At 58.1% G+C, this 15,246-nt stretch carries 14 protein-coding genes; 10 read left to right on the top strand and 4 right to left on the bottom strand.

From position 1 onward, the window contains the following. Positions 1-113 precede the first annotated feature (113 nt). Both J7447_RS04900 and J7447_RS04895 read right to left on the bottom strand, forming a co-directional pair. Positions 114-773, bottom strand: coding sequence for a uracil-DNA glycosylase (locus J7447_RS04900; protein ID WP_209168963.1), 660 nt, complete (start codon positions 771-773; stop codon positions 114-116). 14 nt (positions 774-787) lie between these two features. Continuing rightward, positions 788-1,381, bottom strand: a complete 594-nt coding sequence (locus tag J7447_RS04895; RefSeq protein WP_023003790.1) for an NYN domain-containing protein — start codon at positions 1,379-1,381, stop codon at positions 788-790. Positions 1,382-1,781: 400 nt separating this feature from the next. Here J7447_RS04895 and rpoZ point away from each other — a divergent pair, with 400 nt between their 5' ends. From rpoZ to recO, 9 genes are all read left to right on the top strand, one after another. Further along, positions 1,782-2,183 (top strand): DNA-directed RNA polymerase subunit omega, encoded by a 402-nt coding sequence (gene rpoZ, locus J7447_RS04890; RefSeq protein ID WP_023003789.1) that lies wholly within the window; start codon positions 1,782-1,784, stop codon positions 2,181-2,183. 108 nt (positions 2,184-2,291) lie between these two features. Next, entirely contained in the window at positions 2,292-4,538 is a 2,247-nt protein-coding gene (locus J7447_RS04885) for a bifunctional (p)ppGpp synthetase/guanosine-3',5'-bis(diphosphate) 3'-pyrophosphohydrolase (protein WP_023003788.1), read from the top strand. A 109-nt stretch (positions 4,539-4,647) separates the two neighbouring features. After that, entirely contained in the window at positions 4,648-5,229 is a 582-nt protein-coding gene (pyrE, locus tag J7447_RS04880; protein ID WP_023003787.1) for an orotate phosphoribosyltransferase, read from the top strand. Positions 5,230-5,259: 30 nt separating this feature from the next. Beyond that, positions 5,260-5,874, top strand: a complete 615-nt coding sequence (locus J7447_RS04875; RefSeq protein WP_031270631.1) for a DUF2062 domain-containing protein — start codon at positions 5,260-5,262, stop codon at positions 5,872-5,874. A 72-nt stretch (positions 5,875-5,946) separates the two neighbouring features. Further along, entirely contained in the window at positions 5,947-6,378 is a 432-nt protein-coding gene (gene acpS, locus J7447_RS04870) for a holo-ACP synthase (protein WP_209168962.1), read from the top strand. Positions 6,379-6,493: 115 nt separating this feature from the next. After that, positions 6,494-7,246, top strand: coding sequence for a signal peptidase I (lepB, locus tag J7447_RS04865; protein ID WP_023003784.1), 753 nt, complete (start codon positions 6,494-6,496; stop codon positions 7,244-7,246). 36 nt (positions 7,247-7,282) lie between these two features. Beyond that, positions 7,283-7,993, top strand: a complete 711-nt coding sequence (gene rnc, locus J7447_RS04860; RefSeq protein WP_023003783.1) for a ribonuclease III — start codon at positions 7,283-7,285, stop codon at positions 7,991-7,993. A gap of 87 nt (positions 7,994-8,080) precedes the next feature. After that, the gene (gene era, locus J7447_RS04855; RefSeq protein ID WP_209169377.1) at positions 8,081-9,007 is read left to right on the top strand and encodes a GTPase Era; all 927 of its coding nucleotides are present in this window, start codon (positions 8,081-8,083) and stop codon (positions 9,005-9,007) included. A gap of 59 nt (positions 9,008-9,066) precedes the next feature. Continuing rightward, positions 9,067-9,822 (top strand): DNA repair protein RecO, encoded by a 756-nt coding sequence (recO, locus tag J7447_RS04850; protein WP_209168961.1) that lies wholly within the window; start codon positions 9,067-9,069, stop codon positions 9,820-9,822. 17 nt (positions 9,823-9,839) lie between these two features. Here recO and lepB (J7447_RS04845) read toward each other — a convergent pair whose 3' ends face one another. After that, the gene (gene lepB / locus J7447_RS04845) at positions 9,840-10,514 is read right to left on the bottom strand and encodes a signal peptidase I (protein WP_209168960.1); all 675 of its coding nucleotides are present in this window, start codon (positions 10,512-10,514) and stop codon (positions 9,840-9,842) included. Positions 10,515-10,637: 123 nt separating this feature from the next. After that, complete coding sequence (locus J7447_RS04840) at positions 10,638-12,653, bottom strand: EAL domain-containing protein (protein WP_209168959.1); 2,016 nt, start codon at positions 12,651-12,653, stop codon at positions 10,638-10,640. 322 nt (positions 12,654-12,975) lie between these two features. Between J7447_RS04840 and parC the strand changes: the two genes are divergently transcribed. Further along, a complete protein-coding gene (parC, locus tag J7447_RS04835) occupies positions 12,976-15,228 on the top strand; it encodes a DNA topoisomerase IV subunit A (RefSeq protein ID WP_209168958.1) in 2,253 nt (750 codons plus the stop codon). The last annotated feature ends 18 nt before the right edge of the window (positions 15,229-15,246 follow it).

Raw genomic sequence — 15,246 nt, 5'->3', positions numbered from 1 at the left:
ACCTGACGGTCCTCCTCAGGATGAGGTTGGAAGGGGGGGGCTGCGCTCGGGAAACGGCTGATAATTTTATCGACATCACCGAACTGCGACGAGAGCATTAAACCGTCGTGTTCCTAAGGAATAAACGAGCGGATCTGCCTGAAGACCGAGTGGAACATTTCCTCGGTGAGGCGGCCTGTGTTGGTGTTGTAGCGAGAGCAGTGATAACTGTCGAAAAGCGTCAGTCCCGTTCCGGGAAGCTCGTGCCGGGCGCCGTGGGCAAAGGCGAAAGATGCCCGACGCTGATCCAGGGCCGACAGAAAAGTTTCATGCGCGATCCGGCCGAGAGCAAGCACAGCCTTGATCGACGGATTGGCATCCAGCGTCGACAAAAGATACGGGCGGCAGGTCTTGATTTCCGCGCCGGTTGGCTTGTTCTGCGGCGGCAGGCAGCGCACCGCGTTGGTGATCATCGAATCCTTCAACTGCAGACCGTCGTCCGGCCGGGCCTTATAGGTCCCTTCGGCAAAACCGAATTCGATCATGGTCTGGTAGAGGAGATCTCCCGCATAGTCCCCTGTAAAGGGGCGGCCCGTGCAGTTCGCCCCTTTCATGCCCGGGGCCAGGCCGATGATCAGAAGACGCGGCGCGTCGGCTCCGAATGACGGAACCGGCGCGTTGTGCCAGTCGGGATAGGCAGCTTTCAGCTCTTCACGCAGGGCAACAAGTCGGGGACAGGCCGGACAATCTGATGGGGGATCGACTGGCCCATGGTCTGCGATATAGTCGGACATTGCCCGATCAAGCCTCAGTAGTCGTCGTCCTCGTCGTCTTCATCGACTTGCGCGGGGGTCTGCGGACGGGCAGGACGTTCGGACGGATCACGGCCGATCTTGTTGGCAAGGCTGGCCAGATCGATGAAGTGGTCGGCCTGGCGACGCAGGTCGTCAGCGATCATCGGCGGCTGGGTCTTCAAGGTCGACACCACGCTCACCTTGCGGCCCTTGCGCTGCAGCGCCTCAACCAGGGAGCGGAAATCGCCGTCGCCTGAGAACAGCACCACGTGATCAACGGACTCGACCAGTTCCATGGCATCGACGGCAAGTTCAATGTCCATGTTGCCTTTCACCTTGCGGCGGCCGGCACTGTCGACAAATTCCTTCACCGGTTTGGTGATGACCTTGTAGCCGTTATAGTCAAGCCAATCGATCAGCGGACGGATGGAGGAATACTCCTGATCTTCGATCAGTGCGGTGTAATAGTACGCCCGCAGGAGATACGCCTGTCCCTGGAACTCTTTCAGCAAACGTTTGTAGTCGATGTCAAAACCAATTGCCTTGGCCGTTGAGTACAAGTTCGCTCCATCAATGAACAAAGCAACTTTTTCTCGAGCGTCAAACATCTTATTTGAAACCTTTCCGAGTCATACACGTCGCTCTTGCAATTTGGCGTAGAAGGAACTGGCTTCCCGCGACCAATTCCACGCACACTCTATAAGGCGACGTATATTTTGCTGTAAGTTTACCGCGTATTCCGTGGCGTCACACAGCTTATCGTTTTGTTTTGTCAACGGCCTTCTGATTCTGAAAAGGGCCGTTACTAGTGGCCTACACCATAATATTGGAGTGCCGCAATGCAAAAGCGAGTAGCGTGCGCCAAATCAGGCAAAAAAACCGCGGATTCTTTGCCTATGCGTTCCGGTATCTGACCTCCTCCTCTCAAATTTGACAAGGGGTTGCTTTTTGGAAACGTGAACACTATACGCTGGTTCTTCAAGTTCCTTAAGCCTATGGAGACGTCGAATGGCGCGCGTGACCGTCGAGGACTGCATCGACAAGGTCGAAAACCGGTTTGAGCTGGTGCTGCTTGCTGCGCATCGCGCTCGCATGATCTCGAGCGGCTCGCCGCTGACCATTGACCGTGACAACGACAAGAACCCCGTTGTTGCGCTGCGCGAGATTGCCGAGCAGACCGTCAGCCCGGAAGACATGAAAGAGGACCTGATCCACTCGCTGCAGAAATATGTGGAAGTGGATGAGCCCGAGGCCGAAGCCGTGCCGATGGTTCCGTCCTCGAACCAGCATCAGATGACGCAGGTCAACAACGTTGACGACAGTGCGGTTGAATTCGACCGCATGTCGGAAGAAGACCTTCTGCGCGGCCTCGAAGGCCTCGTTCCGCCGGAGCGGACCGACGACGTCTGATTTGAGTTCACAAGTTCGTCTGAAGCGCGACGGGGTTTCCTCGGCGCTTCGGGCGATTTTTGTCTGTCCCGCTGATGTCTCAGCCGTTTGCCAGGGTCGGTTGCGGCCATGATGCGTCAATACGAACTCGTTGAACGAGTTACGCGCTACAATCCGGACGCCGACGAAGCCTTGCTCAACAAGGCTTACGTCTATGCCATGCAAAAGCATGGTACCCAGACGCGTGCGTCTGGCGACCCCTATTTCTCCCATCCGCTTGAAGTTGCCGCGATCCTCACGGACCTGCGTCTGGACGACGCCACCATTGCCGTTGCCTTGCTGCATGACACGATCGAGGACACCGACGCGACCCGGGCCGAGATCGACTCCCTGTTCGGCGAGGAAATCGGCAAGCTGGTCGAAGGCCTGACAAAGATCAAGCGCCTGGACCTGGTTTCCCAGAAGGCCAAGCAGGCAGAAAACTTCCGCAAGCTTCTGCTTGCGATTGCCGATGACGTCCGCGTGCTTCTGGTCAAGCTGGCTGACCGTCTGCACAACATGCGCACGCTCCACCACATGCCGGAGCACAAGCGTGGGCGGATCGCGGAAGAAACGATGGAAATCTATGCGCCGCTCGCCGGACGCATGGGCATGCACGACATGCGCGAAGAGCTGGAAGACATTGCCTTCCATACGCTCAACCCCGAAGCTTATGAAACCATCACCGACCGTCTGGTCGATCTGCGCGAACGCAACCGCGATCTGATCCTGGACATCGAGACAACGCTGACCGAACGCCTTAGCGAACGGGGAATGGCCGCCCTCGTGAAGGGCCGAGAAAAACGCCCCTATTCCATCTTTCGCAAGATGCAGCGAAAGGCTATCGGCTTCGAGCAGCTGTCCGATATCTACGGGTTCCGCGTCACTGTCGGCACCGTGGAAGCCTGCTACCGCGTGCTGGGTGTCATTCACACGACCTGGCCGACCGTTCCCGGCCGGTTCAAGGACTATATCTCCACGCCCAAGCAGAACGACTACAAGTCGATCCACACCACGATTGTCGGACCGTCCCGCCAGCGTGTGGAACTGCAGATCCGGACCATTTCCATGGACCGGGTGGCGGAATACGGTATCGCCGCACACGCGCTTTACAAGGACGGCGAATTCGGCGGACGCAATATCGCCCGGCATACGGAAGACTGCCGCGCCTTCGAATGGCTGCGCCGCACGACCGAACTGCTGGCTCAGGGCGACACGCCGGAAGAATTCCTGGAAAACACCAAGCTGGAACTTTTCCACGACCAGGTCTTCTGCTTCAGCCCAAAGGGCCGTCTGATCGCCCTGCCCCGAGGCGCGACGCCGATCGATTTCGCCTATGCGGTTCATACCGGTATCGGCAACACATGTGTCGGCTGCAAGATCAACGGCAAGATCATGCCGCTGGTGACCGAGCTGCATAACGGCGACGAGGTCGAAATCATCCGTTCGCCCGCGCAGACCCCGCCACCGGCCTGGGAAGCGATTGCCGTTACCGGCAAGGCCCGCGCCGCGATCCGCCGCGCCACCAGGGAATCCGTGCGCAAGCAATATGGAGCCCTTGGCGAACATATTCTGAAGCGCGCATTCGCCAGAGCCGAAAAAGCCTATTCGGAAGACCTGCTGGAAGCGATCCTCGATCTCCTCCACCAGGCCAGCGTCGCCGACTTGCTGGCTGCCGTCGGACGCGGGGATCTTTCCGCCCAACTGGTTCTGAAATCGGCTCACCCGGACTATCAGGACGAGCGCGTTGCCATTTCCGGCCCGCCACTGGAAGAAGGCTGGTTCGGCCTGAAACAGGGCCACGGACTGAAGTTCCGCATTCCGCCCGGCGAACTGGATGCAGACAAGGCAGCTGCCGGCGAGAGTGGAGAGCCTGAAGAAGGTCCTGCCCTTCCCATTCGTGGTCTGTCCGGCGACATCCCGGTTACTTTTGCTCCCGATGGCGGTGCTGTTCCCGGCGACCGTATCGTCGGCATCTTGACCCCGTCCGAAGGACTGACCATCTATCCAATACAATCGCCGTCCCTGAAGGAATTCGACGACCAGACGGAGCGCTGGGTCGACGTTCGCTGGGACATCGACGTCAACAATCCGGAACGATTCCCAGCACGTCTGGACATTTCGGCTGCAAACGAACCTGGTTCCCTGGCAACCATCGCGCAGGTGATCGGCGAAAACAGCGGCAACATCGACAACGTCAAGATGATGCAGCGAGCCTCGGACTTTCATCAGATGATCATCGATCTTGAAGTCTGGGACCTGAAGCACCTGAACAGGATCATAAATCAGCTGCGAACCAAGCCTAATGTTTCCAGCGTCAGCCGTGTGAACGGCTAGATTACAAACGGTAGCAGGCACATAAGGACAAGGCGGCTTGCCGGTGAGTGACACAGCCGCTTGGCCATGGAAGGCCCGCCGCCGCCAAAGAATTTGAGGGGATCTGATAATGACACGCGATGAAGTTCTGGCCGTATTCCGCGAGGCCGGCGCCTTTCTGGAAGGTCACTTCATTCTGACCTCCGGTCTGCGCAGCCCGGTATTTCTGCAGAAGGCCCGCGTGTTCATGTATCCGGACAAGACGGAAAAGCTCTGCAAGGCACTCGCCGACAAGATCCGCGCCTCCGGCCTTGGCCAGATCGACTACATCGTATCGCCGGCGCTCGGTGGTCTTATTCCGGGCTACGAAACTGCCCGCCATCTTGGCGTTCCCGCCATGTGGGTGGAGCGTGAGGACGGGGAGTTTCGGCTGCGCCGCTTCGAAATGCCGCAAGGCGCCCGTGTCATTGTTGTAGAGGATATCGTCACGACCGGCCTATCGAGTCGGGAAACGGTAACCTCGTTGAAAGCTCTTGGTGCTGAAGTCCTCGGTGTTGCCTGCCTGATCGACCGCTCCGGCGGCGAGGCTGACGCCTCGGTTCCGGTGATTGCTCTGGCAGAATACAAGGTTCCGGCCTATGAACCTGACAACCTGCCGCCGGAACTTGCCGCCTTGCCAGCTGTCAAACCTGGCAGCCGCGGACTAAGCTGAACGATAAAAGACGGGAACGAACCTTAGACCATGCTGTTTCGCCGGAGAAATAGGCCAACACGGATTGAGCGACTGCGCGTTGCCGTCTGGCCCCGGAACAGCTGGGCGCGGTCGACCCGCTATTTCGGCAAGCGCGTCTTGCGCCTCACGGCGACACCTCACGCGATTGCCCTTGGCTTTGCCGCGGGCGCCTTCGCCTCCTGCACACCTCTTGTCGGCTTCCATTTCCTGACCGCTTTCGCACTTGCCTACCTGGTGCGCGGCAACATGATAGCAGCAGCGCTTGGAACGTCCGTCGGCAATCCACTGACATTCCCGTTCATTTGGGCCTTCACCTTCAAAATCGGGCAGTGGATCATCCACGGGCGCGCTCCAAAGGCGGACCCGCATCAGGTTCACCAGCAGTTTCAGCAAGGTCTTTTCGAAAAATCTCTCGACGCGCTCTGGCCAATGCTCAAACCGATGTTCATCGGTGCGGTTCCTCTTGGATTGATCGTTGGAACGGTCTCCTATGTGGTCGTTTACAAGAGCGTCGAGGTCTACCAGCGCCGCCGCAGAAACAAGCTGGCCGACAAGGGCGCCGGCAAACATGGCCGTTTGTTCCCTGCCCCGGGCAACACTGTCGAAGAAGACGGCAGCGCTTGATTTTCGTGGACGACCTGTCCAACTAAGACCGGGACCAAGAACCCATCCCGCCGCAACCTGGAAAGCAAGGCCATGATCCTTGGAATTGGCAGCGATCTGATCGATATCCGCCGGATCGAGAAAACTCTCGAAAGATTCGGCGAGCGCTTTACCAACCGGGTCTTCACAGAAATCGAGCGGACAAAATCTGACAGGCGCGCCGAGCGCGCCGCATCCTATGCAAAACGATTTGCGGCCAAGGAAGCCTGCTCGAAGGCACTTGGCAGCGGCATTCGCATGGGGGTCGCCTGGCGGGAAATGGGCGTTGTGAACCTTCCTTCCGGCAAACCCACCATTGCCCTGACCGGTGGCGCTGCCGAACGATTGCAGGCCATGGTACCCTCCGGTTTCAGGACCACCATCGATCTCACAATTACGGACGACTACCCGCTGGCGCAGGCCTTTGTCGTTATTTCAGCCTGGCCTACCGACTGGCCCGAGCCGCAAAAGGCGGATTCCCCCTGAAAGCCCTGCCTTAAGGGCCTTCCTCTCATTGCGTCGGCAGGCGCTAGCGGATAAGAGTCCGGCTGTGAAAGGCGCTGCCGAACAGAACGCCGGACGATTTTGATCAAGGGACAAGATGAGCGTGACGGAAAACAAGAAGGATAAGGACAGCGGCCTCGCCGAAACCATCAAGGTTGTTGTCCAGGCGCTGTTGCTTGCCCTGATCGTGCGAACATTCCTGTTCCAGCCGTTTAACATTCCATCCGGCTCGATGAAGGATACCTTGCTGATCGGCGACTATCTGTTCGTCTCCAAATTCAGCTATGGATATTCCCGCTATTCCTTCCCTTTCGGCCTGGGCCCGTTCAGCGGCCGCATCTGGTCTTCCGAACCGGAGCGCGGTGACGTCGCAGTTTTCAAACTGCCGACCGACACGTCCGTTGACTACATCAAGCGCGTGATTGGCCTGCCTGGCGATACCATTCAGGTGATCGACGGCGTGGTGCATATCAATGGCGAACCGGTCAAACGCGAAAAGATCGATGATTTCATCGAACAGTCTCCATCCGGTATCGTACGCCGGGTTCCGCGCTATCGGGAAACCCTGCCGAACGGCGTTTCTTATGAAACCCTGGACCTGACGACACGCGGAGAGGTGGACAACACCCGCGAGTACAAGGTGCCCGAAGGCCATTACTTCATGATGGGCGACAACCGCGATAACTCCGTCGACAGCCGTTATCTGAACAGGGTCGGCTACGTTCCGTTCGAAAACTTCATGGGCCGTGCCGAAATCCTGTTCTTCTCCGTCAAGGACGGAACTCCTGCCTGGCATATCTGGTCCTGGCCGTGGAGCGTTCGCTGGGAACGGATTGGCCGGACACTCTAACCGGGGCTTTGGCGGAACGCCGCCGAAGCAGGCTGCATGAAAAGACAACTGCATCAACCAGGTCCGATTTCGGCCCTGAAAACGGCACTGCAATACGAGTTTCAGGACCTGGAACTCCTGCGGGTCGCGCTGACCCATGCCAGTGCCCTTGCACCGTCTGAAACAGTGTCGGGCAGTTATCAGCGTCTGGAATTCCTTGGAGACCGTGTTCTCGGCCTCGTGATAGCTTCCATGCTGCACAAGCATTTTCCCAAGGCTGACGAAGGTGAGTTGGCGCGGCGTTTCAACCACATGGTCAAGCGCGAAACCTGCGCGGAAATTGCCCAGGAACTTGGTGTCGGCGATGCGATGCGCATCGGGCTTGCAGAAGCACAGACCGGGGGCCGGAAGAAAACTGCCCTGCTCGCCGATATTTGCGAGTCGGTCATTGCCGCGATTTACCTGGACGGCGGGTTTGAGGCGGCCGAAAGCTTCATTACGCGCCTTTGGGAGCCGCGTATGCTATCCTGGTCGGGTCCACTGCGCGACGCCAAGACAACGCTGCAGGAATGGGCACAATCGAAGAGCCTGCCGACACCGCGATATGATGTAACAGGCCGGGACGGACCGGACCACGCACCGAATTTCACCGTGTCGGTGACCGTTCAGGGGCTGCCGCCAGGCGAAGGCAAGGGTGGCTCCAAACGGATTGCGGAACAGAATGCGGCAGAGGCCGTATTGCGCCGGGAAGGCGTCTGGAAGGAATAAGACAGCTTGAACGATAACACGACCAACGATGGTCCGATGGACGAAGATGACGACAACGGCTTTCAGGCCCCCACCGGCCGTTTCGACATGCCGCTGCCTGAGCCGCTGCCGGAGATGCCTGCTGATACCAAGGCGGGTTTCATTGCCCTGATAGGCGCGCCCAATGCCGGCAAATCGACGCTGATCAATCAGCTTGTCGGCACCAAGGTCTCCATCGTTACGCACAAGGTGCAGACAACACGCACGATTGTGCGCGGCGTGGCCATGCACGGCGCGGCACAGCTGGTGTTCATCGACACGCCGGGCATCTTCAAACCCAAGCGCCGGCTCGATCGCGCCATGGTCGACACCGCCTGGGGCGGTGCGCGCGATGCCGACCTGATCGCGCTTCTGGTCGATGCCCGCAAAGGCCTGACCGAGGAAGTGGAGAACATCCTCAAGCGCCTGTCCAGCCAGCAGGCACCGAAGGTTCTGATCCTCAACAAGACCGATGTCGCCAAGCGTGAAAAACTTCTGCAGCTGGCGCAGAAGATCAACGAATTCGTCTCTTTTGAAGAAACCTTCATGGTATCGGCTCTGACCGGCGACGGCACCGAAACCATCCTCGACTATTTCGCGTCCAAGGTTCCGGACAGCCCCTGGCTCTTTCCGGAAGACCAGCCGTCGGACCTGCCCCTGCGCATTCTTGCCGCCGAAATCACCCGCGAAAAGCTGTTCGAGCGCCTGCATGAGGAACTGCCCTATATCTCCACCGTGGAGACGGAACAGTGGCAGGCCCGCAAGGATGGGTCGGCCCGGATCGAACAGACCATCTACGTGGAACGGGACAGCCAGAAGTCCATCGTGCTCGGCAAACGCGGACAGACGATCAAGGCGATTTCACAGGCAGCGCGCGAAGAGCTCTCGGAAATCATCGAAGCTCCCGTCCACCTGTTCCTGTTCGTGAAGGTTCGGGAGAACTGGGCCGACGATCCGGAGCGTTACCGGGAAATGGGACTGGAATTTCCGAAATAATTTGCGCGGATCGCCGAATCCGCCAAACTCCCGGCCTGACATGAAACGGGAAACGGCCCTTGGAATGGAGCGGACGCGGCGTGGTGCTGACCACCCGCAAACACGGCGAAAACGATGTCATTCTGGAGGCCATGACGCTGGATCATGGCCGCCATCTCGGTCTCGTCCGTGGTGGCCGCTCGCGGCGGCACCGGCCTGTTCTACAGCCCGGCAATGAGCTCGCCCTCACCTGGAAGGCGCGCCTTTCCGACCATCTCGGTCAATTTCACATAGAGCCGGAAACCCTGCGGGCGGGTGACCTCATGACCAGCAGCCTCGGTCTGGCCGCGCTTCAGCATCTGGCCTTTTTGCTCCGTCTCCTGCCCGAACGCCACGCCTACCCGAGATTGTTCAATGCGCTAACGGTGGTTCTGGACCATCTGGAGGCTTCGGACGCGGCAGCCGCGCTTCTGGTCCGTTTCGAGCTTGAGGTATTGCGCGACCTCGGCATCGGTCTCGATCTTTCGTCCTGCGCCGCCACAGGCAGCAACGAAGACCTTGCCTACGTGTCGCCGAAATCCGCCCGTGCGGTCTGCCGGGAAGCCGGCACGCCCTATCATGACCGTCTGCTGCCCCTGCCCGGCTTTCTTCTTGAGGGGCAACGGCAGGCCGGCAGTGAGCTGACCTGGGCTGATGTCACCCAGGGGTTCGACCTGACAAGCTTTTTTCTGAACAGATACCTGCAGGAACATGGCACCAGGGACGGCGGTACACGAAGCCAGGTACTCTCGGCCCTTGAGAAGCGTTACCGAACCGAATTTCCCTGGAATTTCTGACCGTTCAGGGTCACGTGCTAACTTGAACCCGGCTGCTGCGGCTGCCACAGCGAACTGCCCTCGCCTTTCGGAAGAAGGATCATCTCAACGACAGCGGAGACCCCACTCAGCGGTACATATCCGATGTAATCCGTGTAACGACTGTCGACCGAATTGTCCCGATTGTCGCCCATTACAAACAGATGACCGTCGGGCACGACATATTCTCTTGTCGTGTCCATTTCTCCTTGCGGATCGAGATCCAGAACTTCGTAACTTCTACCGTTTGGCAAAGTTTCCCTGAACCGCGGAGCAGAGATCTCTGAGCCGTCTCGATGCTCGTAGCGATAGTCTGCAAGGGCCTGACGTGGAACAGGCACATCATTGATCAGCACCACGCCGTCCTGAAGCCGTATGCGCTCGCCAGGCAAGCCGATGACCCTTTTCATATAATCGTTCGCTCTTTTGGCGGCGATAGTGAAAACGATTACGTCTCCGCGGACTGGCTCATAGTGCTCGCCCATTGAGGGGAAGATTTTTGTCGCAAGAACAACTTCATCGACCTCCAGGGTCGGACGCATGTTGCTTGAAAGATTGGAATAGGTTTTCAGGCGCAGCAGGTAAAAATCGTTCCAGGACACCGCGACCGCGACCAGAACCAGCGCTACCAAACCGACCAAGAGCCAGCGAAAAGATTTGCGTTTGGCAGCCATGCCCCCCCAGCAAAGGAACCACACGATTGGCAGTGCGGCTGAATAAACCTTTCAACGGTCTAAGGGACGGTGCTGATTCCTACAATCCTTTCCTGCAACCAAAGGTATTTAGACGACGCGCCTTCATCCTGCCTGGGCAGCCTCCAAAGCAACCGGAGGGTCGTCCGATTGCATAGTGCCGCTGGAAAGGGTCATGCCTTTGGCAAACAGGCGCCCAAGATCCGCTTCGGAAAGCGGCCTGGAAAACAGGTAGCCCTGCACTTCGCTTGTGCCGAGACTTTTTAGAACGGACAGTTCTTCTTCCGTTTCAACGCCTTCGACAACGCAGGCAATGCCCATGTCGCGACTGAGGGCCAACAGCGACTTGACGATGCCATATCCGGCTGTATCCGGCCGAATTCCGTGGACGAAACTTCGATCGACCTTGATGCAGTCGAGGGGCAGCTTGTGAACATGGGAAAGGCTCGAATAACCGGTGCCGAAATCGTCGAGTGACAGACGGATCCCGGTTTCCTTCAAGGCCAGGATCGCCCGGCTCGCTTCCTTGAAATCCCACATCACGGAAGTTTCCGTCACTTCGCAATGCAGTCGCCCTGGCTCAAATCCGAAGCTCTCCAACAGGTCGAGTATCTCCTGCACGAAACCACGGGACGACAGGTTGCTTGCCGACAGGTTGAAAGACAGCTTCAGATCGGCTGGCCAGTGACGAGCGGCTTCAAGCGCCTTGCGCAACAAGACCAGCGTCAGCCTGTTGATCACTCCGCAACGTTCGGCAATGGGGATGAACTCACCTGGCGGCACATTGCCCAGCAACGGACTGTTCCAACGGGCAAGACATTCCACACCCGTAATCCGATTGTGTGCCACATCCACAATCGGTTGAAAGGCAACCGACAATTCGGCTTCAATGTCCGCCGACTGCAGCGCCTGGGTAACTCTGGCGTGGGACAGCATCTGTTCGCTGTGGCGCGGTCCGAACACGGCAACCGGCTCGTTCCGATTAAGCTTTGCTTCCTGGAGAACGTAGACGGCGTGTTCCAGCAGGTCCGTCGGTGACAGAACGCTTTCATCCAGATGAGCTATACCGGCGGCATAGTTCAGCTTCATGCTGGCTTCCGGCAGTTGGCAACTCTCCGCAAACAGTTCGTCAAAGAAACTGCTGACGTCCGAAAAGGCAGCTTCGTCCCCAACGGCTAATAGAGCGAACTCGTCACCGGCAATCCGGGCCACGAACATTTGCGGTGCAAGTTTGGATTTCAGCCGCCGCACGACCTCAAGAAGGATCTGATCTCCGGTATTGAGCCCATAGATGTTGTTGATGGCCCTGAGGCCTCCCAGATCGAATACACATAACGACAGCGGTTCCCCCGACTGGCGAGCCGACCTGAAGCTTTGGTCCAGTTCCAGAAGAAAGCAACGCCGGTTGGGCAGACCGGTCATGTGATCGTGGTTCGCGATGTAGTAGTTCAGATCACTCAGTTTCTGGGTTTCATCCTGCTTGTGTTCCAGTTCCTCGGAATGACGTTTCAGATCCCTGCCCGTGCGGATCAGTTTGATGAAGCCGCGATAGTGGTTGTTCAGGATGAAGAAGGCCCCCATGGAAGCCGCTATCCCATAGAGCGCGAAATAGGTGAAGACATGCTCGCCTGCGACGGCAAAGTATATAAAATACAAGGTGTTGGCGCAGAAGGCGTTGATGAGGGCAACCGCGCGAAAATGGATCAGGCAGAAAAGCAGCACCAGATTGGCGACGGCAATCGTGAAGACCACCTGAACCTGCAGGTATGGCCCGCCATAGGGAAAAAGCGACAGAACCCAGATCGAGAAAATCGCAGGCGAAACCACCGCCAGGACCTTGGCCTGCTTCTGCCAGGCAAGAATTTCAGCGTGGCTCGGCGTTTCTTTCTGGCGCCTGCGAACCGTCACGATCCGCTGCACGGCGAAGGCGGTCACGAGTAGCGGCACCACAAGCGTCAGAGCGATCGGAGCAACCGACCAGTGCGTCACCGACAAACCCCAACCGCCAGCCAGGCTCATCATGTAGAGGAACGGTGTCTGGCGCTGGATGAACTGATATTGCGCAAGGGCAACGTCCGGGTCGCCACTATCACCAGCAACCCACGTTTTGAAAGCCGTCAAGGCCGACGTCAACCAGTTTGAACCCATTCAGGCATGTTCCAAAGTTTAACCCGGCATCGGTAAAATCCGCAGCCTTTCTTGGATTAATACCGCTCTCTCCTTGACATGACATTAAGGAAGCTTCGCAGTTTTCGATATTTTACTTCGAGTTTTTCTTTGAATGGACTTCTTGCTCGCACGCCTTCCGTACTCTCCTGCCTTCGCCTGTGGCGGATAGAAATTCACCCACAGACGTGTGAAATCCGTTGAAAATCCGCTGTTCCCGGCCATTCGAGGCAGTTAGCGAATTGCACCTCGTGCCTGAAACAGCTAGCAAGCAAGTATGGGAAAAGAGACGACACCGCCGCCAAGCGGCATTGAGAGCATCAATCTCAAGAATGCGCTGGAAGAGCGCTATCTGGCCTATGCACTGTCGACCATCATGCACCGGGCCTTGCCGGATGTGCGCGACGGTTTGAAACCGGTGCACAGGCGCCTGCTTTACGCAATGCGCCTTTTGAAACTGGACCCTGGGTCCGGCTTCAAGAAATGTGCCCGTGTTGTTGGTGACGTGATCGGTAAATACCACCCGCACGGCGACCAGGCGGTCTACGATGCCCTCGTTCGTCTCGCCCAGGACTTCGCGCAGCGCTATCCGCTGATCGACGGACAGGGCAACTTCGGCAACGTTGACGGCGATAACGCGGCTGCCATGCGTTACACCGAAGCGCGCATGACCGACACTGCCAAACGACTGCTGGACGGCCTGGACGAGAATGCCGTCGATTTTCGCGAGACCTATGACGGTGAGGACAAGGAGCCGATCGTTCTGCCGGGCGGTTTCCCGAACCTTCTCGGCAACGGTTCGTCGGGCATTGCCGTTGGCATGGCGACCTCCATTCCGCCGCACAATGCGTTCGAGCTCTGTGAAGCCTGCCAACACCTGATCAAGAACCCGAATGCGGAAACCGGCGAGCTGCTGGAGTACATCAAGGGCCCGGATTTCCCGACCGGCGGCCTTCTGGTGTCGGACCAGGGGTCCATTCGCGAGGCCTATGAAACCGGACGCGGCAGTTTCCGCGTTCGTGCCCGCTGGGAAGTGGAAGATCTCGGCCGCGGGCAATGGACGATCGTCGTCACCGAGATCCCCTACCAGGTGCAGAAATCACGCCTGATCGAAAAGATCGCTGAACTGCTGACGGCGCGCAAGCTGCCGCTTCTGGACGATATCCGCGATGAATCTGCCGAAGACATCCGCATCGTCCTGGTGCCGCGTTCGCGCAATGTCGACGCAAATATCCTCATGGAATCCCTGTTCAAGCTGACGGACCTGGAAAACAGGTTCTCCTTGAACATGAATGTCCTTTCCATGGGCAAGGTGCCGATGGTCATGGGCCTGAAACAGGTCTTGCGCGAATGGCTCGATCACCGCAAGGAAGTGCTGATCCGCCGTTCCGAGTACCGTCTCGGCCAGATCAACCATCGTCTGGAAGTTCTGGAAGGCTATCTCGTCGCCTATCTGAACCTAGACGAGGTCATTCGCATCATCCGCGAAGAGGACGAACCCAAAGCCGAACTGATGCAGACTTTCGAGCTGTCGGACGTTCAGGCGGAAGCCATCCTCAACATGCGCCTGCGCTCCTTGCGCAAGCTTGAAGAAATGGAAATCCGCAAGGAACACGACAAGCTGTCGGCCGAGAAGGACGACCTGACCAAACTGCTCGGTTCCGATGCGCGTCAGTGGACCAAGATCTCCAAGGAAATTGCGGAAATCTCCAAGGTCTATGGCCCTGAAACCGAAATTGGCAAGCGCCGGACCGACAAGTCCGAAGCTCCGGAGACGGACCTGATCGACATCCAGCAGGCGATGATCGAAAAGGAACCGATCACCGTCATCATTTCCGAAAAGGGCTGGATCCGGGCGATGAAAGGTCACCAGACGGACCTTTCCGGTGTTGCGTTCAAGCAAGGCGACAAACTGAAACTGTCGCTGCATGCGGAGACGACGGACAAGATCCTGCTGTTCTCCACCGGAGGCAAGTTCTTCACGCTTGGTGCCGACCGCCTGCCTGGCGGACGCGGCCATGGCGAGCCGATACGTCTGATGGTGGAAATGGACGAAGCACAGGACGTGGTGAACGCCTTTGTTCACAAACCTGGCCGAAACCTGCTCCTGGCAACCACCGAAGCGCGTGGTTTTGTCGTCAGCGAGGACGACGTCGTTGCCAATACGCGCAAGGGCAAGCAGGTTCTCAACCTCAGCGCTCCGGCGGAAGCATCGATCTGTGTCGAGGCATCGGGTGACCAGGTGGCCATCATCGGTGAAAACCGGAAACTGCTGGTATTCCCGATGGCACAGATCCCGCAAATGGGTCGCGGCCGCGGCGTGCGCCTGCAGCGCTACCGGGACGGTAACATCTCGGACATTCGGGTCTTCAAGGGCGAAGACGGCCTGACCTGGACCGATAGTTCCGGCCGCAGTTTTACCCGGACAATGGAAGAGCTTGCGGACTGGCGCGGCGAACGCGGTCAGGCCGGTCGCCTGCCGCCCACGGGTTTCCCCCGGTCGAACAAGTTCGGGCCCAGCAAGCTTTAAGGCAAAACCCCCGGTCGT

The sequence above is a fragment of the Labrenzia sp. R5_0 genome, assembly GCF_017743835.1.
In the GTDB taxonomy this organism is placed as follows: domain Bacteria; phylum Pseudomonadota; class Alphaproteobacteria; order Rhizobiales; family Stappiaceae; genus Roseibium; species Roseibium algicola.
Note: the sequence above shows the minus strand (reverse complement) of the source record. Positions and strands in the feature narration are given on the sequence as shown.